This is a genomic window from Jeotgalibacillus alimentarius, assembly GCF_000829445.1.
In the GTDB taxonomy this organism is placed as follows: Bacteria; Bacillota; Bacilli; order Bacillales; family Jeotgalibacillaceae; genus Jeotgalibacillus; species Jeotgalibacillus alimentarius.
In genome coordinates this window covers 162,239-180,317 of sequence record NZ_JXRQ01000029.1, presented here as the reverse complement: position 1 = coordinate 180,317, position 18,079 = coordinate 162,239, and the positions used below count along the sequence as shown (strand labels likewise).

Annotated in this window: 18 protein-coding genes and 2 riboswitches; of the genes, 9 read left to right on the top strand and 9 right to left on the bottom strand. The window is 45.6% G+C overall.

Translation table 11 applies throughout. The annotated features are described in order from the left end of the window. Positions 1–111 precede the first annotated feature (111 nt). The 4 genes from KP77_RS15795 to KP77_RS15780 all read right to left on the bottom strand — a co-directional run bounded on the left by KP77_RS15795 (position 112) and on the right by KP77_RS15780 (position 4,791). Complete coding sequence (locus KP77_RS15795; protein WP_041123701.1) at positions 112–1,044, bottom strand: ArsA family ATPase; 933 nt, start codon at positions 1,042–1,044, stop codon at positions 112–114. Positions 1,045–1,059: 15 nt separating this feature from the next. Beyond that, complete coding sequence (locus tag KP77_RS15790; RefSeq protein WP_041123700.1) at positions 1,060–1,317, bottom strand: cory-CC-star protein; 258 nt, start codon at positions 1,315–1,317, stop codon at positions 1,060–1,062. Positions 1,318–1,773: 456 nt separating this feature from the next. Then, complete coding sequence (locus KP77_RS15785) at positions 1,774–3,513, bottom strand: carbon starvation CstA family protein (RefSeq protein ID WP_041123699.1); 1,740 nt, start codon at positions 3,511–3,513, stop codon at positions 1,774–1,776. A 507-nt stretch (positions 3,514–4,020) separates the two neighbouring features. Next, positions 4,021–4,791 (bottom strand): SDR family oxidoreductase, encoded by a 771-nt coding sequence (locus KP77_RS15780; RefSeq protein ID WP_041123698.1) that lies wholly within the window; start codon positions 4,789–4,791, stop codon positions 4,021–4,023. 102 nt (positions 4,792–4,893) lie between these two features. Here KP77_RS15780 and KP77_RS15775 point away from each other — a divergent pair, with 102 nt between their 5' ends. The 6 genes from KP77_RS15775 to KP77_RS15750 all read left to right on the top strand — a co-directional run bounded on the left by KP77_RS15775 (position 4,894) and on the right by KP77_RS15750 (position 9,245). Then, on the top strand, positions 4,894–5,412 hold the full coding sequence (locus tag KP77_RS15775) for a GNAT family N-acetyltransferase (RefSeq protein ID WP_041123697.1): 519 nt from the start codon (positions 4,894–4,896) through the stop codon (positions 5,410–5,412). Between the two features lie 56 nt (positions 5,413–5,468). Next, positions 5,469–5,738 (top strand): hypothetical protein, encoded by a 270-nt coding sequence (locus KP77_RS15770; RefSeq protein ID WP_041123696.1) that lies wholly within the window; start codon positions 5,469–5,471, stop codon positions 5,736–5,738. After that, positions 5,735–6,289, top strand: coding sequence for a GNAT family N-acetyltransferase (locus tag KP77_RS15765; protein WP_041123695.1), 555 nt, complete (start codon positions 5,735–5,737; stop codon positions 6,287–6,289). Before KP77_RS15770 ends, KP77_RS15765 begins: the two co-directional genes overlap by 4 nt. 125 nt (positions 6,290–6,414) lie before the next feature. After that, entirely contained in the window at positions 6,415–7,665 is a 1,251-nt protein-coding gene (locus tag KP77_RS15760) for an NAD-dependent epimerase/dehydratase family protein (RefSeq protein WP_235420737.1), read from the top strand. A 15-nt stretch (positions 7,666–7,680) separates the two neighbouring features. Then, the gene (locus tag KP77_RS15755) at positions 7,681–8,808 is read left to right on the top strand and encodes a glycosyltransferase family 4 protein (protein ID WP_041123694.1); all 1,128 of its coding nucleotides are present in this window, start codon (positions 7,681–7,683) and stop codon (positions 8,806–8,808) included. 20 nt (positions 8,809–8,828) lie between these two features. Continuing rightward, positions 8,829–9,245 carry a GtrA family protein gene (locus KP77_RS15750; protein ID WP_041123693.1) on the top strand — a complete coding sequence of 139 codons (417 nt, stop codon included), beginning with the start codon at positions 8,829–8,831 and terminating at the stop codon, positions 9,243–9,245. Between the two features lie 299 nt (positions 9,246–9,544). On the opposite strand, the gene KP77_RS15745 is transcribed toward KP77_RS15750, so the two are convergent. The 5 genes from KP77_RS15745 to KP77_RS15725 form a co-directional block, all read right to left on the bottom strand. Beyond that, entirely contained in the window at positions 9,545–10,687 is a 1,143-nt protein-coding gene (locus KP77_RS15745) for a CAP domain-containing protein (RefSeq protein WP_041123692.1), read from the bottom strand. A gap of 368 nt (positions 10,688–11,055) precedes the next feature. Then, positions 11,056–11,598: a 1,2-dihydroxy-3-keto-5-methylthiopentene dioxygenase gene (locus KP77_RS15740; RefSeq protein ID WP_041123691.1), complete on the bottom strand. Its 543-nt coding sequence runs from the start codon at positions 11,596–11,598 to the stop codon at positions 11,056–11,058. A gap of 2 nt (positions 11,599–11,600) precedes the next feature. After that, positions 11,601–12,230 (bottom strand): methylthioribulose 1-phosphate dehydratase, encoded by a 630-nt coding sequence (locus KP77_RS15735; protein WP_041123690.1) that lies wholly within the window; start codon positions 12,228–12,230, stop codon positions 11,601–11,603. Next, positions 12,227–12,892, bottom strand: coding sequence for a 2-hydroxy-3-keto-5-methylthiopentenyl-1-phosphate phosphatase (locus KP77_RS15730; RefSeq protein WP_041123689.1), 666 nt, complete (start codon positions 12,890–12,892; stop codon positions 12,227–12,229). Before KP77_RS15730 ends, KP77_RS15735 begins: the two co-directional genes overlap by 4 nt. Before the next feature lie 5 nt (positions 12,893–12,897). Then, entirely contained in the window at positions 12,898–14,115 is a 1,218-nt protein-coding gene (locus KP77_RS15725; protein WP_041123688.1) for a 2,3-diketo-5-methylthiopentyl-1-phosphate enolase, read from the bottom strand. Between the two features lie 76 nt (positions 14,116–14,191). Further along, a riboswitch (SAM riboswitch) is annotated at positions 14,192–14,304 on the bottom strand. 563 nt (positions 14,305–14,867) lie between these two features. Further along, positions 14,868–14,990: riboswitch (SAM riboswitch) on the top strand. A gap of 77 nt (positions 14,991–15,067) precedes the next feature. Here KP77_RS15725 and KP77_RS15720 point away from each other — a divergent pair. From KP77_RS15720 to mtnA, 3 genes are read left to right on the top strand one after another with little or no spacing between them, the layout of a single operon-like run. Continuing rightward, positions 15,068–15,730 carry a sulfite oxidase-like oxidoreductase gene (locus tag KP77_RS15720; RefSeq protein ID WP_041123687.1) on the top strand — a complete coding sequence of 221 codons (663 nt, stop codon included), beginning with the start codon at positions 15,068–15,070 and terminating at the stop codon, positions 15,728–15,730. Between the two features lie 15 nt (positions 15,731–15,745). Then, the gene (gene mtnK / locus KP77_RS15715) at positions 15,746–16,960 is read left to right on the top strand and encodes an S-methyl-5-thioribose kinase (protein ID WP_052474353.1); all 1,215 of its coding nucleotides are present in this window, start codon (positions 15,746–15,748) and stop codon (positions 16,958–16,960) included. Continuing rightward, positions 16,957–18,009, top strand: a complete 1,053-nt coding sequence (mtnA, locus tag KP77_RS15710; protein WP_052474351.1) for an S-methyl-5-thioribose-1-phosphate isomerase — start codon at positions 16,957–16,959, stop codon at positions 18,007–18,009. Before mtnK ends, mtnA begins: the two co-directional genes overlap by 4 nt. The last annotated feature ends 70 nt before the right edge of the window (positions 18,010–18,079 follow it).

Sequence of the window (18,079 nt, the reverse complement as noted above, 5' to 3'; positions counted from 1 at the left end):
CGAGGAGGCCATATCGGACCACAAAACGGTCCACCGTCCGGAAAGCTTCCGCCTGAAGCGCAGTGAAACGATTAGAGGCTGAGACAATTTTTATAATGTCCCAGCCTCTTTTTATGTCTGATCAAGCTGACCGCTGAACCACTCCAGCAAATCCTTATTTACTATATCCTGTGATGAAAATGGAACATAGATCAGTTCCTGCTTTTTAAATGTGTCTTTAATCTTTTCCAAGTGCGGCTTCTCATGCTTTTTACGCTCCTGCATAAACGTGCCATCCACATCTTCAGGAAGCACCTTATTCACGATCAGTGTCTTCACGTGCAGATCGTATTGATCAAGCAGCTGCAACGCTTTCTCCGTCTCGAGAATCGGCAGCCTCTCAGGGTTTAAAACAAATACAAACCCGGTTTCCTTAGGATCAAGAAGAATCTCCCTTGCGCGTGAGAAACGGTCCTGACGGGTTCTGAGCACATCATAGATCGGATCTTCAACAGGCTCGCCGTCATTTAAAAGGGCGGCATAATTCTCATTTGTTTTTCTGCGCTTTTCAAGCAGTCCTTCAATCCAGATCCCCATCAGTTCAGGCAATGTCAGCAGTCTGATCGTGTGGCCTGTAGGCGCTGTATCGAAAACGATTTTATCAAACTTCTCACGTTCCTCTAAAACGATTGAAATCAGTTTATCAAACAGAGCAGCCTCATCAGCACCCGGTGAGGATTTTGCTGTATCAAGCTGTCTGTGTACTTCTTCCATCATTCCTGCATGAACGACGCCTTTAATATTCGCTTTCACGCCTTTAATATAATTGGCTGTCTCAATTTCAGGGTCAATCTCAAGTGCAAATAAGTTCGGTGCAATTTCAGTGTTCTTTCCACCGATTTTACGATTGAAAATATCCCCGACATTGTGTGCAGGGTCGGTTGAGACAAGCAGTGTGCGGTAACCCTGCGCCGCCGCTTTCCAGGCGATCGCAGCAGCAGACGTGGATTTGCCGACACCGCCTTTTCCACCGACAAACAAAATATTATTCTTCAGGATTTTCATCAAAAGACTCCTTTATCAGCAGCAGCGGATTCCTGAGAGAGGAGACTTCTCCATTCCCATCCGCAAATGCCAGTCGTGAAATTTTTCAATCATATGAGGATAAAGCTCGAGCGTGTAATAGTATACCGGATTCGGAATGCCAATCATTTCTGAATATAGCATGAGCAAAAACAGGTCATCCTCGTTTCTTAGTTCGCGCGCAATTTCCTGACGGTGAGGCATACTGAGTACTTCTTCGTAATAGGCGATGAGTTTTTTGATGTGGCCGAGCATGTATAGCAGCCTCCTTAAGTTTAGTGAATGCGAATGTATGGATCACAATCAGCTTTTTACGGGTCAGAGTCCGGGATTTATGGGTCACTTCCCCGTGTTTTAGGGTCACAAATGGATATTTACCGGTCACTACGCCTTTCTGTGTCCAGCTTCAGCAGGCAGGGGCTAGTGCGCTTCCCTCAGCTCCTAAAGATAAGTCAACATCAACTCACTACGTTCGTTGTGTTTCCTTTATCTTCATTCGCTTCAGTCCAGCGCATACGCCCCTAAACGCCTGCTTCCGCCTTTCTGTGTCCAGCTCCAGGCGCTAGCTCCTCGGGTCATAAGCCACGCAGCGGTAACCGGGGAAAACCGCCCGTTTTCCGCTGCGCGTCTTATGCCTGTCGGAGCTGAACGAGCGCCTTCCGCTTTTCTATAAAATACAGGAAAGAGCCAACGCCCTTTCCTGCATCATCATTAATCGTTCGGATCGATCTTTGGCAGATTTTTATTCAGCAGTGCAGAAGCTGCAGTGACACAGATCCATAGTGCAAACCCAAGGATCAAGGCACCAAATACAAACAGCAGTGTACTCGATTGCTCATTCCACCACGCCCACTCGGTGAATACCTGACTGATCATTGCATAAAGCGTCATGAACATCAGGAAGATCATCGGGATCAGGGTAATTAAGTAATTTCTGCCGAGTCTCTTCAGCCAGATTGAAATGAGGAGAAGGTTAATACCGGCAAGCAGCTGGTTGGATGTACCAAACAGCGGCCATAGCAGGTAACCACCTGAACCAAATCCGTTCGGGCCTTCCGGAATCAGTACAAGCGCAGCACTTGATACAACGGCAATGGTTGTTGCAACATGCGTTTTCTCAAGCGCAGGCACTTTATATTCAGTACCAAGTTCAGAGATGATATATCGCATCAGACGCACTGATGTATCAAGTGTCGTAGCAGCAAAGCTAACTACAATAATAGATACAATTGTGGCTGCAACTTCTTCCGGAATACCAAGGCCGCTTGCAAGCTGACTCGCACCAAGTACGAAGTTCCCAAGACCGCCGCCGCTTGCAGCGCCAAAGCTGTTATATGCTTCTTTGAATGCATCAGCTGAAGGGAAGAGTGTAATAACTGCGATAATTGAGATCAGCGCAAGGACACCTTCACCAACAGCACCTGCATATCCTACAAAGCGTGCGTCGGTTTCTTTATTCAGCTGCTTTGAAGATGTACCTGAAGATACCAGTCCGTGGAATCCGGAAATCGCACCGCAGGCAATAGTGATGAACAGCAGCGGGAACCATGACTGGTCAGTTGCGTCAGGATTTGTAATTGGTGCCGTAATTTCAGGGTTTGTGAATAACAGGCCAAGATATAAAATCCCAAGCCCGACTACCAGCTGGTGAGAGTTAATAAAATCACGCGGCTGAAGCAGCTTCCATACTGGGAGTGTTGATGCGATATAGACATAAATCATTAAAATCGCAATCCAGATAAAGAAGGCACTTGAAACTGCGCCAAGTCCGAATATGCCCGCTCCGTCTTCTCCGCCCATATAGCGGACAAGGTCAATCTGCAGGAATTGATACTCTGCAGCAAGCACTGCGAAAATATACATAACCGCCAGTGCAACCAGTGATGGTACAAGCATTTTAACATTTCGTTTATACACCGCATGCCCAATCCAGATCGCAAGTGGAATCTGAATAAATACAGGCAGTACGCTTGATGGGAAAGTGATAAATAAATTAGCGATTACCCATGCAAATACTGCGTTAACCATCAGTACAAGAATTAAAATAATGAATAAGAACAAAATCTTTGCACGCTGGCCGACTAATTTATTTGCAAGTGTTCCCATAGACTGTCCTTTATTTCTGACAGACACAACAAGTGTACCAAAGTCGTGTACTCCTGCAGCGAACACAGTTCCGAAAACCACCCACAGAACTGCAGGCAGCCAGCCCCAATACACAGCAATAGCTGGTCCAAGGATCGGTGCAGCACCGGCTACTGAGGTAAAGTGGTGTCCCCATAACACAAACTTGTTCGTCGGTACGAAATCGACGCCGTCCTTATAGCGGTGTGCAGGTGTAACATAATTCGGATCAAGTCTGTAGATCTTCTCAGCAACAAATTTCGAATAAAATCTGTAGCCCAGCACGAAGATGAACACCCCAACCGCCGCTAAAGCAATTGCATTCATTCAGTTGTCCCCCTTAAATATGTAATGTGATATTTGGTAATAAAGTATATGTAAGCATTTTCAATGTCATGTACCATCATAGGATATAGATTGAATTGTGTAAATATTATAATAATAATTTTTTCGCTAAACTAAAGATTTAGTTTAATAGTCACAGAGCGTTTGAGGAACTCACTCTATCTGTATAGGGCGAGGGTAATTCTAAAAATTAGGATGAAGGGAATTAGTTACTTTCTGATGGAAATACCGAATCATGTGAAGGGATTATGGCCACTTGTGAAGGGAATTTGACGCTCTTCAATTTGAGTGAAGGAATTAAATCTACTACTGAAGGGAATATTTTCAAATTGAAGGAAATCGTTTATCCTTCTGAAGGAATGAATGTCTCCATTGAGGGAAAAGCGTCCGCGTGTTGTCTACCCCTATACCTCTCCACCAGCTCAATTTCCTACTATAGAAAAATGCCTCTGCACAAAAGAGGCATTTACCCAACCCAAAAATGAAATTCTATCTGAAATTAATAAACCCGCCTTCAGAATGAATCGTCTGTCCTGTAATCCACTGGGCCTGTTCACTTGCAAGGAATGACACCAGGTTTGCAGCATCAGCAGGCATTCCCAGCCGTCCCTGCGGTGAAAGAGGAAGCAGCGCTTTTTTTACTTCATCATTCATCCAGCCGCTATCCGTCGGGCCCGGGTTGATCGAGTTGATCGTAATTTTCCGCTCAGCCAGGACAGGTGAAATTGTATAAACGAGCGTATCAATGGCTGACTTGGTCAGTGCATAAGAGAGCTCATTCGGCATTGGTCCTTGTGCCCATCCGGTTGTCAGGCAGATCACTCTGCCGGTCTCACTGTCAAAGTGCCGGAGGAATTTTTGAGTGAGCAGTGTCACAGCTCTCGTATTGATCGCATAATGCTGGTCGAGCTGATCAGCTGAAATGGTTTCAATAGAATCATTGATCGAAACAGCCGCGCTTTGAATCAATATATCCGGATACCGGCCGAAAGCAGCCTGACAGAACGAAAACAGTTCATCGATCGAGTGAACTTCAGCCAGGTTCAGTTCAATCATTTCCGCCTGGACCCCGTGAGCTCTGCAGGCAGCGAGCACATCATCCGGATCTTCACTTTCCGTATGTGATGAAACGTCACGGTCATAGGCATGCCAAAATGTAAATAAAATATCCATCCCATCCGAGGCAAGCTTTTCAGCAATAGAAGCACCAATTCCTGCTTTTCTGCCAACACCGGTTACAAGCGCAAGTCTTCTTGTCATGATATTTGTCCTCCACTTTCTTAAAATATCTTTTCTTCACTTCCATTTAAAGATAACATAGACTCAATGAATCATCGGAAAAATCAGAAAGCTGGTGTTTGTATGGCAGGTATTCAATTGGTTAAACCGGAAGCGATCAGTGAAAAATCGTACTGGTCTTATATAAATGACTGGAAAGCAGCAGGAGAGAAAATCATTCCTGTGGCCTCTGCTCCGGGAAAAGAAAGCTTTGAAGAGCAGGTGCATCAATGGAAAAACGAAGAGCTTGGAGTGGATCTTCCGGCAGGCTGGGTCAGCAGCTCTCTCTACTTTTTAATGAATGAAGATCATAAAATACTCGGTGCTGTACATATCCGCCACGAACTGACTGAAGCGCTGATGAAACTAGGCGGTCATATCGGTTATGGCATCAGACCGGATGAAAGAAGAAAAGGCTACGCAACAACAATTTTGCAGCAGGCACTGAATGAAATTGAGAAATTTGGTATTAGCGAGGTACTTATAACATGCGATGACGATAACCCGGGTTCATACAAAGCGATTGAATCAAATGGAGGGGTAAGAGACCCGCGAGATGAAAAAGAAAATGGCGTACTGATCAGGCGTTACTGGATCAGGTGAAAGACATCATCATTTGTTAAAGTGAAAATAAAACAGATTTGAAAGGAACGATTTTAATGAAACATTCAACTGAACCATCACGTATGGACGTATTAAAATCCCGCGAAAAAATTTTCCTCGGACTGCTGATCGGTGGCGCTTTAGGGCTGAACTTCCGTCTGATTAATGTGCTCATGATCGATGATATTACGATGCAGACTGTCAGTAATGTAGAGCTTGGTATTTATATATTATTTTTTGTGGTTGCTGTCTGCGGTATGTTCTGGATTAGAAAACAAAAGCGCATTGAACTCGAGAAAAACCCTGAGGCAGGACTGAAGAAATGAATCCTTTTGATGAGTTTGAAACTGAAAGGTTAGCTTTGATCACACTGACAAAAGAACATACACAATTTATTTTTGATCACTTTTCAGATCCGGTGGTTTGCAGGTTTTTACTGGATGAAGAAGTGTATACAGAAATGGAGGAAGCTGAAAACTTCATTTTATATAACGCCTATCACCTGAAAAAGAATCATAACCGGTGGGCAATCACGTTAAAGGATAGTGGGACAGTGATTGGCACGTGCGGCTTTCATCAGTGGGACCGTTACAATAACATTGCAGAGATCGGCTATGACCTTACACCTGTCGAGTGGGGAAAAGGTTACGGCAGGGAAACTGTTACCGGTATGATTGAACACGGATTTCAATATATGAAGCTGAACCGGATTGAAGCTTATGCTGCAAAAGGAAACAGTGCTTCAATGAAATTACTTGAAAAGCTTGGTTTTAAGCAGGAAGGCCTTGTCCGCGATAAACATTTGTTTCAGGGAAAATATTATGATCACTACAGCTATTCGCTTTTAAAAAGAGAGTGGGAAAACGGTTCGCGATAAGCGGGCCGTTTTTTCATGAGCGGTCACATTTGGAGCAAACCGCATAGTGAATGATTAGTCATTGAAAGCCAAACAAGCTACAATAGACTTTACAAGAGACATAATCATGATGAGGAGTGATGGATGTGACGAATCAGATCAGCCAGATGCATGACGAACCAAAAAAAGTACTTGTACTCGGAGGGGATGGATTTTGTGGCTGGCCTACAAGCCTCCATCTGTCAAAAAGGGGATATGAGGTCATTATTATTGATAACCTTTCACGAAGGAATATTGATAATGAGCTCGAAGTCGAATCTCTTACACCGATCAGGCCAATGGGCGAAAGAATCAAAGCCTGGAAAGAGATGACTGGAAAGACGATCCGCCACCTCAATATTGATCTGGCAACAGATTATGACAGGCTATATCAGACGATTTGTGACGAAAAACCTCATGCAATGATACACTTTGCCGAACAGCGCTCAGCACCTTACTCCATGAAATCTCCACGGCATAAACGCTACACAGTCAATAACAACATGAATGCAACCCATAATATTCTATGTGCAATTGCTGATTCAGGGCTTGATATTCATCTTATCCACCTCGGCACAATGGGTGTATACGGATATGGCACAGCAGGTGTCAAAATTCCTGAAGGTTACCTCGATGTAGAAGTGAAAACGGAACAGGGCGAAAGAGTGGAACAGAAAATCCTGTATCCCACCAATCCGGGCTCTGTCTATCATATGACTAAATCCCAGGATCAGCTTCTTTTTCAATACTATAATAAAAATGACCAGCTCCGGATCACAGACCTTCATCAGGGAATTGTCTGGGGAACAAATACTGAAGAAACCAGTCTCGATGAACGTCTGATCAACCGCTTTGACTATGACGGGGATTACGGCACTGTACTGAACCGTTTCCTGATGCAGGCAGCGCTTGATTATCCGATTACTGTTCACGGTACAGGGGGACAGACACGCGCATTTATTCACATTCAGGATACAGTCCGATGTATTCAGCTGGCGATTGAGCATCCGCCTGCTGAAGGGGATCTTGTCATGATTTTTAATCAGATGACAGAAACGCACCGCGTAGAAGACCTCGCTAAAATGGTGAAAGAACTGACCGGAGGCGAAATTGCTTACGTGCCGAATCCGAGAAAAGAATCCGCAGAAAATGAGCTTCATGTAAAAAATGATCTTTTTTTATCTAAAGGATTGAATCCGATTACGCTGAATAAGGGTCTTTTAGAAGAGGTGACAGATGTAGCGAGGCGTTATGCCAACAGAGCAGATCTGTCTAAAATACCGGCCCGCAGTGTATGGACCAAGGAGCAGCAGGCAGGTGTACCCGTACAAATAGAAGCTGTGACTGACCAAACCTGACAGCAGGAGGAATCTATGAGAATTGCGATCATAACAGAAACGTTTCTGCCTTCAACAGACGGGGTGGTCACCAGACTGTGCGCCTCTATCAGCCGGCTGAGACGTCAGGGACACGAGGTGATGGTCATTGCACCTGACCACGGAATCAAAGAATTCGAAGGAGCAATTGTAGCCGGTATTCCCGCCTACAACTTCTTTCTATATAAAGAAGACCGTAAGTTTTCCTTTTACTCTAAAAAAGTAAAAAAATATCTCAAAACCTTTAACCCGGATCTCGTACATGTGGTGAACCCTTCATTTCTGGGTGTAACGGGTATCTATTACACGAAAAGGCTGAAGCTGCCGCTGATGGCTTCCTATCATACGCATGTACCGAAATATGCAGATTACTATAACTTTTCCTATATGAAACCCGCGATGTGGACATACTTCAAAACGCTGCATAACCGGGCGCTGTTGAATCTGTGCACGTCACAGACCGTCCTTGAAGAACTTCAGGAAAAAGGATTTCATAACGTTCACCTTTGGAAAAGGGGAGTCGATACGAACAAGTTTCACCCTGACTTTTATCATGAGGATATGAGAAAGCGTCTGTCGGGCGGAAAAACAGATAAAACGCTTCTGCTGTTTGTAGGCAGACTTGCAGCTGAAAAAGAAATTGAAAGAGTCAAACCGCTGCTTCAGCAGTCAGATGATTTCTGTCTGTCCATTGTTGGTGACGGACCAAACAGAGAGACGCTCGAAAAGGAATTTGCGGGTACCAATACCGTTTTTACAGGATTTCTGCATGGGGCTGAGCTTGCACAGGCATATGCCTCAGCGGATGTCTTTGCGTTTCCATCCACAACTGAAACGCTTGGCCTTGTGCTAATGGAAGCAATGGCAGCGGGACTTCCTGTGCTTGCTGCAAAAAGCGGCCCGACAGGAGAACAGATTGAAGCGGGCAGGACCGGAGTGCTTTTTGACCCTGCTGACCCGGAAGATCTTTTCAGGGCAGCCGATCAGCTGAAAGAATCAGAAAAACGGACTAAAATGGGACAGCTTGCGCATGAAGACATCCAGTCTGTCGGCTGGGACGAATCTGCAGCGCAGCTCATGGACTATTATGAAGAAACGCTAAGACTTCATAAAGATAAGTCTTAGACAAATGGGCAGGTGGAAAGATGGGCAGACGCGGATCAAAACAATTCGCTTCCTACAGCATAATAGGATTAAGCTGTGCACTGATTGATATCGGGGTGCTGAACGGACTGTTACTTGCTTTCCCGACCAGAGACAATACACTTTTGACAGTGTTCAATACAATCGCTTATACAGCGGCAATCCTGAACAGCTACTACTGGAATTCAAGATACACATTTAACGTGAATAAAACGAAAAAACAATTTGCAGGATTTATCACACAGGCAATCGTCAGCCTCTTTATCGCGAACGGGGTATTCATCGGCGGCCTCTGGCTGATCGAACAGGCACAACTGCTTCCGGGATGGCTTGAAACCAACACGGCTAAGGGTCTATCGATGCTGCTATCCTCACTGTCGAGCTTTTTCTTTATGAAGTGGTTTGTGTTCAGAAGGTAATATCACTTACTTGTAACTCCCACATCTAAAGGAGTTGGCTTTCTCATTCGGACGTTCTGTAATGGAAAAAGGTTTTGATTTCCTAAACCAAGACCGTATTTATTGATATCTAAGTGTAGCGAAGCGTAAGGCGGTGACTCCGGGACGATTAGAGGGAAGCTGAGACCCCGCAGCCAAAGGCGAGGAGGCCATATCGGACCACAAAACGGTCCACCGTCCGGAAAGCATCCGCCTGAAGCGCAGCAAAACGATTAAGAGGATGGAACATGTAAAAAATGTCCCATCCTCTTTCTCATTGTCTAGTTATTAAAAAACATCTCCGTAAAAAACGGCTGATTTTCTTCGTTAAAATCTACACCAACCCCAAGATATCCATAATCAGGCTTCAGGATATTTTCCCGGTGACCAAGTGAATTCATCAGGCCTTCATGCGCAAAAATCGCACTGTATTGCCCGTAAGCAAGGTTTTCACCTGCCACACTATAGCGGATGCCATCTGTATCCATTCTGTCAAAAGGAGACTCACCAGCCTGGTTTGTATGTGAGAAAAACTGATTCTCTGCCATATCAACGCTGTGTTTACGTGCTGTTACACTGACAGCCTCATTCCACTCCAGGGCATTCAAACCGTGCTCTGTCCGGGCTGCATTTGTCACATCAAAAAGCTGATGTTTGAATCCTTCTTCAAGTTCAGCTGAAGGTGCAGCATACAATTCATCGCGGCCGTCTTCAAGGTCTTCAGACACAACCTGAAGTGCAGTCACTGTATTATTTTCATGAAGGTCATAAAAGATCGTGATATAGGTTCCGTCATAAGAGAACATATCGTATTCTCCGTCATCCTGCAGCTCATAGCGGACGAATCCTTTTTGAATATACGAAAGCGGCTGTCCCAGCTCAGCTCTGACTTCTTCACGTGTACTGCCTATTTTAAGCGGCAGAGAGGAAGTGATCAGATCCTGATTCGTAAAAAGGCCGTTCACTTCATTATTGCCATTATAAGAAACCATAAAGAAATTCTGATATTGCTCATGATACGCATGCCAGTTTACACCGAATTCATTCATAGAGCTGCGGCTGGCCTGTCCGGCAGCAGCTTCCACATCAGCTTTAGCCTGTCCAAGCTCAATATTATGAACAGCAAAAAGCTTTTCAGATGGAACATCCAGATCTGGACGGGCGACTGCAGCTGTTTCGTTTTCAGTGGAGATCTCCGGAGCGTCCTGAATCACTTCATCCACTTCTATAATGAAATCTGTGACTGAATCGAGAAATGATTCCCAGGTATCCTGCACAGCACCGTCTTCTATAGCAGAACCCGCGCGGTCTGACAGCTGATCTATAAAGGATAAATTAACAGACTCAGGAAGGTAGTCCTCCCATAATGGTCTGGAGAAAAAGATGCCAAAGACGATGACAATCAGCAGAAGTAGTTTTCTCAAAGCACATCTCTCCTATCTGATATTTATTTTACATGATGGATGGGTTCAGGTGAAAGTGGGAAGGGAAGCAGGTGCTCGAAATGTGGCAAAGTAGTGTGTGTGATCGCGATTAAGAGTAGTTATCAGTACCCTTTTCGTAAGTGGGACAAACAACAGGGGGTACGGTGCGGGCGATGTTTCGGGGGTTCGGCGTAAAACAGGTGGTGTTCGACGTCTGTGGTGTTGGGTTCGGTGTAAAACAAGCGGTGTTCGACGCAAAACCCGGGCAGTTCGCCACTTCTCACGCCATGTTCGACGTATAGTGAAATTTGACCTATATGTCATAGCATCAAAAAACCGCACCCTCTCAAAGGATGCGGTCTCAGCTATTATTTCGCTTCTTCAAACTCCGGATCGTTGTAAGGATGGGCAACCCAGCCTTCTTTTTCAATGAACAGGCGGACTGCTACAACTTCGCGCTCATCTGTCAGCGTGAAGAAATGTGGCGTGTTAACCGGTACAGAAATCACGTCGCCTGGTGCAAGGTTCACATCAAAGTAACCTTTGTCTTCACTTTTAATAATGAAAATCCCTGAGCCTGCTGTGATCGCACGCACCTCATCTTCAGTGTGCGTATGGACCTGTTCAAATTTTTTCAAAAGATCTTCAAGGCCAGGCGTCTGTTCATTCAGGGAAATCACGTCCCAGTTATGATAGCCGCGGCGCTCAGCCAGTGAACGGATCTCGCTGTCAAAAACCGAAAGAACGGTTTCTTTATCTTCATCAGATAGGCCTGTTACGCCCTGAAGCGTGTCAGGCAGCTTTGCAGGATCCCACTTTTCGTACAGGACACCCTGCTCTGAAAGGAATGCCTGAACCTGTTCTTCCCCTTGAATTGTTTCCTGAGTATCTCTGATTGTGATCGTTGCCATGTTTATCGTCCTCCCTGGATATGAATTCGAAATGCCAGATGACTTTCAAATAGAAATTCAAATGCTTCAAGATGTTTTTTTGCTTCAAATGCATTGCGTCCCCAGACGGTAATGCCATGATTTTTAATCAGTACGCCGAACACATTGTCATCTATTTTTTCAGCTAACAGGTTAGCAAGGTCCGGAATATGTGCCGGATTTTCAATAATCGGTACGCGGAGCACAGCATCTTCTTCCCACAGATTAAAAGCCTTAATGAGCTCCTGTCCCTGAAAAGTGACCTCACCTTTTTTAGCGTAGAGCTCAGACATCACATTGTTGCTCACTGTATGAACGTGAAGTGAGCAGCCGGCGTCAGTCAATTCATATACTTTCTGATGTAAAAGTGTTTCAGCAGAAGGCTTTAATTGTGTGTCCTCAGCAGGCTGACTGTGCTGGTTTACAAGGACAAAATCTTCGTCTGTTCGCTTATATTTATCCTTGCCGCTTGCAGTGACCAGGAATTCAAGCGGGTCATCGGATACTTTGATCGACAGGTTACCGCTTGTACCGGGAAACCAGCCACGGGCGCCGAGTACATCTTTTACATCTGCAAGCTCCTGCCAGCGGGCTTTCAGGTCAATGGTTTTCATCGGCTGACGACCTCCTCTGTCTGTTTGAGATAGCTGATCACTTCATCAAAATGGTCGAACCGTCTGTATGGCAGGTTCAGTTCACGGCACTTTTCTTCAAGATAATCTCCGCACACAAACACCAGATCAGCTAGTTTTGCTGCTTCAAGATCAGTCACTGAATCACCGATAACAATTTTTTCTGCGTCCTGATCTGCGATTTTTCTAATCAGACTCGGTTTACAGCATCCGCAGTCATTTGAACATTGCTCATTACAGGCGTGCGGCCAGGTAATACGGATTCGCTCACCTGAAAAATCACTGCCGTTACAGTAAAGGTGATCTTCAAGATGGTAAGGTGCTAATATCGGCTCTACGAAAAAGCCGATCCCGCCGCTGACAATTTTCAGTGGGATGTCACCCTGCCTTGTGTAATCAACAAATTCCCTAAAGCCTCCGCGGATTTCAGCCGTTTCAACAACATAATCCGTGATGTCTTGTTTTAGCTCGGAAGGCAGTGTTGCAAACAATTTTCCGACACCTTCACGGATCGATATTTCCCGGGAAAGAATCTGATCTTTAATCGGTTCCCAGCCCGGCGGATCAAAGTGCTTCATAATTGATATGATATTGTCGGATTTTGTGATGGTGCCATCAAAATCACAGAAAATGATTCTCGACATTGGTCTCACCCCCAGAGCGCAAGTGCTTTTTCGAGTTCGGCTGATTTTGCGGCTGCATCTTCAAGCGTACCGCCCGCCTGGACCTCAGTAATCGCGTCGCGGAAAGCCTTCGCTCCAGCTGCTGCACCGCCAGGATGTCCGTGAATTCCGCCGCCTGCGTTAATAATTGAATTCTTTCCAAAGTCTTCGATCAGTTGAGGAACAAGTCCCGGATGGATACCTGCTGACGGCACAGGAAACGCACGTCTCAGTCTGCTATCAGAAGTAAGGGCATCCCTGATCGCCAGTGTTTCCTGCTTTTCCATGGCTACACTGCCGTATGGAGATGGAAAAAGAACAAAGTCAGCACCTGCAAGACGAAGCAGCTTCCCAAGGAGCACCTGATTAGAGATACCATAAAGCGGTGAAGCTGTCAGGGCGCCTGATACTGCAGGGTGCGCCATAATCGGAACATCAATATATGGGTCTTCAGCAAGACTTTGCAGTGTATCCAGCCCGTATGCAAAAACGTTAAACAACAGCGCATTCGCACCAAGTGATACAGCTTTTCTTGCCTTTTCCTTCAAGTCAAAGGTTCTTCCTGAGAGGTTGACTGCGTATAATGTCCGGTGTCCCGAACGCTCATATTCTTCATTCAACACCTTCACACCGCGACGGATCCGCTCTTCAAAAGGAGTGAGTGGATTATCAAACAGAATTTCATCATCCTTTACAAGATCCACACCGCCGGCAGCCTGGGCACGAAGCTGTTCTTCAAAGAGGTCTGTACCGCGTCCGATCATTCCTTTGAAAATACTCATCAATAGCGGGCGGTCATGAACGCCGAGCTTGTTTCTGATCGAATCAATGCCGAACTGTGGTCCGGGGAATTGTGCTTCTAGTGATTCATCCAGCTCAATATCAACCAGCTTCACTTCACCATCAAGTGAAAGCTTTCCAAAAATCGTTGTCAGGATTGCAGGAATATCTGCACTGAAGTTAGCTGACGGATAAGCAATCTTAATCAGGCCCGCCTTCCGGTCACCCAGATAACCGGCCGCCTGGTGAGGGGAGGCTTCCTGAATAGAAACAACCTCACCCTTATGCTTCTTTAACTGCTCCTGGTCAACCGCCGGAAGATCTGTCCATGAACCGACAGTCAGCCCGAGTGCGATCGACTCAGCCTTCTTTTCCAAATTTCCTTTTGCATCATGTACAAGATAAGTCGCTGTAATCTTTGACATTGTATACATCCTTTCAAAACAAAAATAAAAAATCCGCTCCCAAAGAGGAAGCGGACATCAAAAATGCATGTTCTTCCTCTTATCCTTCAGCTATCGCTGTGAGAATTAGCACCTTGAATCAGCTTTTCGTAGCTGAAACAGGTTGCCGGGTTTCATCGGGCTCGTCCCTCCACCTGCTCTTTATAAGAGTTTCATACGTATTCGGTTGAAATTGAAATCATGTACCGAATTATGTCAGACAATTACAAAAGCGTCAAGCAATTTTTTTAGAAAATGTTTTACCTCTTCTCAGTGGCGGTACTTACGGAGTGAGATGGATTTTCGGGTCACTACTGAACATTTACAGATTGATTATTAAACAAATTTTATCGGCCGCATTCCACAAATTACCGGTCGCAACCGTTCATCTCAGTGCCGGCACTTCAGAAAGCTTCCGCTCGAAACGAAGATCCGCAGCGGTTTCCAATGAGTACATTAAGATACACAGGGTTGAACAATTCTATTCAGCTGATCCTTCTCGTTCCGGGCGAAGACTCCTGCGGAAAAACGATCGGGAAAGACCCCGGAAGGCAGTGGTTTTCTGCCTGAGGAGGCTTGGGCGTTCGTCCGCGGAAAGCGAAGCCCTTCACGGAAAGGATCAGCGGTTCTAAAAAAATTAATTTTCAAAAACGCATTGACAAACAAACCCTCCATTCCGTAAACTTGCAATTATGAAATCGCAATAAACCAGAAACATCCAACTACATATACCACTCTTATCGAGAGTTGGCTGAGGGAATTGGCCCTATGAAGCCCGGCAACCGGCCCTGCTGCACGTAATCAGCAGGGACACGGTGCTACATCCAACAGACGTAATGGTGTCTGAGAGATAAGAGGTCGAATCAGTCTAATTCTGCCTCTTTCTTTTATAGAAAGGGGCTTTTTATATGTCCAGAAAAGGAGCGTGGAGCAGATGGGAAAAGCAGAACGGCTGAAAAAAGCACGGCCGCCCGTACAAAAAAATTCATACGGTGGCAGACTCCCGCCAGGTCAGACGCTGACAGAGAAATTTCCGATCCTTCATGAAGGGGAAGTGCCGGAATACGATCTTGCAACATGGAACTTCAAGCTTTTTGGAGAAGGGGTTCAAAACAGAGAGTTTACATATGATGAGCTGATGCAGCTTCCGCAGACCACAATCGTGAAAGATATTCACTGCGTCACCAGATGGTCGAAATTCGATAACGCATTTACAGGTGTGACAATCAGAGATTTGCTAAAAGACTTTGAGGTTCCTGAAGGTACAAAACATGTCATGATCTATGGTGATCACGATTACGAGACGAACCTGCCGCTTGAGGACCTGCTGAAAGAAGATATATTACTCGCGCATTCCTATGAAGGGAAGCCGCTTACTGCAAAACATGGTTATCCGTTCAGGTTAATCGTGCCACACCTTTATTTCTGGAAGAGTGTGAAGTGGATTCGGGGCATTGAGTTTCTGAAGGAAGACCGGCCGGGATTTTGGGAGCGCAATGGTTTTCATAACTATGGTGAAGTACACAATGAAGAACGATTTTCAGGAGAAGACCTTGAAATTCCTGAAGATGAATGGCATAAAAAAGAATTTGATTAAAGGAGCGAGACAATCATGATGAATGTACGTGAAAATATATATGAACCTTTTACAGAACAAAGTGTCCTCGTCTACCTGGAGCAAAAAGGGCTGATTACTGACCGTCGGAACGTCTCCTGTAAGGAGGTTGGTGATGGTAACCTGAATTATGTGTTTATCATAAAAGATCTTCAGACAGACAAGTCACTGGTTGTCAAACAGGCGCTTCCTTATGCAAAAGTTGTAGGCGAGAGCTGGCCACTGTCACTTGACCGTGCACGGATCGAGCGGCAGGCACTGCAGGAAGCAGCAAAGCATGTGCCATCTCTTGTGCCGCAGGTGTTTGATCATGATGATGACTATGCAGTAACAGTGATGGAGGACCTGTCAGATCATGTGATTCTCCGTAAAGGTCTGATTGATGGAAACATCTATAAGGATATTGCAGCAGACATCGGCACTTACCTGGCTGAAAACCTGTTTTATTCTTCGGACGAAGCGCTCGGTCCGGTTGAAAAGAAAAAGTTAGCCAGACAGTTTGTAAATCCTGACCTTTGCGATATTACTGAAAAGCTTGTATTTACAGACCCTTATTACAACGCAGAATCTAATGCATACCCTGAAAACCTTCAGGAATCAGTGGAATCACTGTGGCATGACGACCGTCTAATCTTTGAAGTCGCAAAATTGAAAAAACAATTTCTGACGGAAGGGGAAGCGCTGCTGCATGGAGACCTTCATACAGGCAGCGTGTTTGTTACAGAAAAATCCACAAAAGTCATTGATCCGGAGTTTGCATTTTACGGGCCGGCCGGATTTGATATTGGGGCATTTATTGCCAACCTGACGCTTAATTATATTGCCCAGCAGGAGAGAGCGGATGACAGCAGACGCGATGAGATCAGTGACTATCTGCTTGAGACGATTGAGCAGACGTGGGCAGTATTTGAACAGCATTACCGTGCGCTTCTATTGGAAAAAGGCTTCGATGAAAGACAACGCACAGAGCAGTATGCGGACTATGTCATCCATAAAATCTGGCAGGATACGCTTGGCTTTGCCGGCTGTAAAACAATCCGCCGTATTATTGGACTTGCGCATGTTGAGGATATTGACGGAATTGAAGACCCGTCAGGAAGGCTGCAGGCGCAGCAGCGTGCGATTGAAACAGGCAGATCACTTATCTTTAACCGCACAGTATGGCGGTCACCAAAGAGCTTGACAGCTTACTTAAAGGGGCTTCGGAAATGACAGCAGAATTTATTAAACCGGTGATCTGGGAAGGCGATGCGATCAGGCTGCTGAATCAGCAGAAGCTTCCCGGTGAAGTGGAATATATCTTTTTAAAAACAATTGAAGACGTTTGGGACAGTATCAGTGAACTGAAGGTAAGAGGTGCGCCTGCAATCGGTATTGCAGCAGCGTACGGCTTAGCGCTTTGGGCGAAAAAGGGTGGATCAGATGACCTGCAGGTGTTAAAAACAGAGCTGGCTGAGAAAGCTGCCTATCTGAACTCTTCACGACCAACAGCAGTCAACCTGTCATGGGCACTTCAAAGATTACTGAAGATCGCTGATCAAGAAGTATCTACTGAAAAAGTCATCACGCGTCTTGAAGCAGAAGCGATTCTGATTCAGCAGGAGGATGAGGAAACGTGCAGGCGCATCGGTGAATACGGCTTTTCTCTCCTGCCTGAACATGCAACGGTTCTCACACACTGCAATACAGGTGCGATTGCCACTTCAAAATACGGAACAGCTCTTGGCGCGTTTTACATTGCAAAGGAGCAGGGTGCAGATGTCAGTGTCTTTGCAACTGAAACCAGACCGGTTCTGCAGGGAGCAAGGCTGACTGCCTGGGAGCTTCAGCAGGCAGGGGTTGATGTGACGCTTATTACAGACAATATGGCGGCACACGTACTGAGAACGAAAAAAATCGATGCCATTTTAGTTGGTGCTGACCGTATCACAGCAAACGGTGATACAGCGAATAAAATTGGTACATACGGACTTGCGATTTTAGCGAAGGCGCACGGCATTCCGTTCTATGTCGCAGCACCTCTGTCAACGATTGACCTCAATACAGCAACCGGGGATGAGATCGTGATTGAAGAAAGGCATGCAGATGAAATTACGCATCTCGCAGGCAAAAGGATCGCCCCTGAAGGAATCAATGTATTCAACCCGGCCTTTGACGTCACACCACATGAACTGATTTCAGGGATTATCACTGAAAAAGGTATTGTATCCGGGGATTATCAAACCGGTCTGGCCGAGCTATTTGAGCCGGCGCATATATAAACGTACAGGTTCACCATGCTGCGGGCTTTTTCAATGTAAGAAGCCACGCGGCAGTGAACCGTGTCTCACA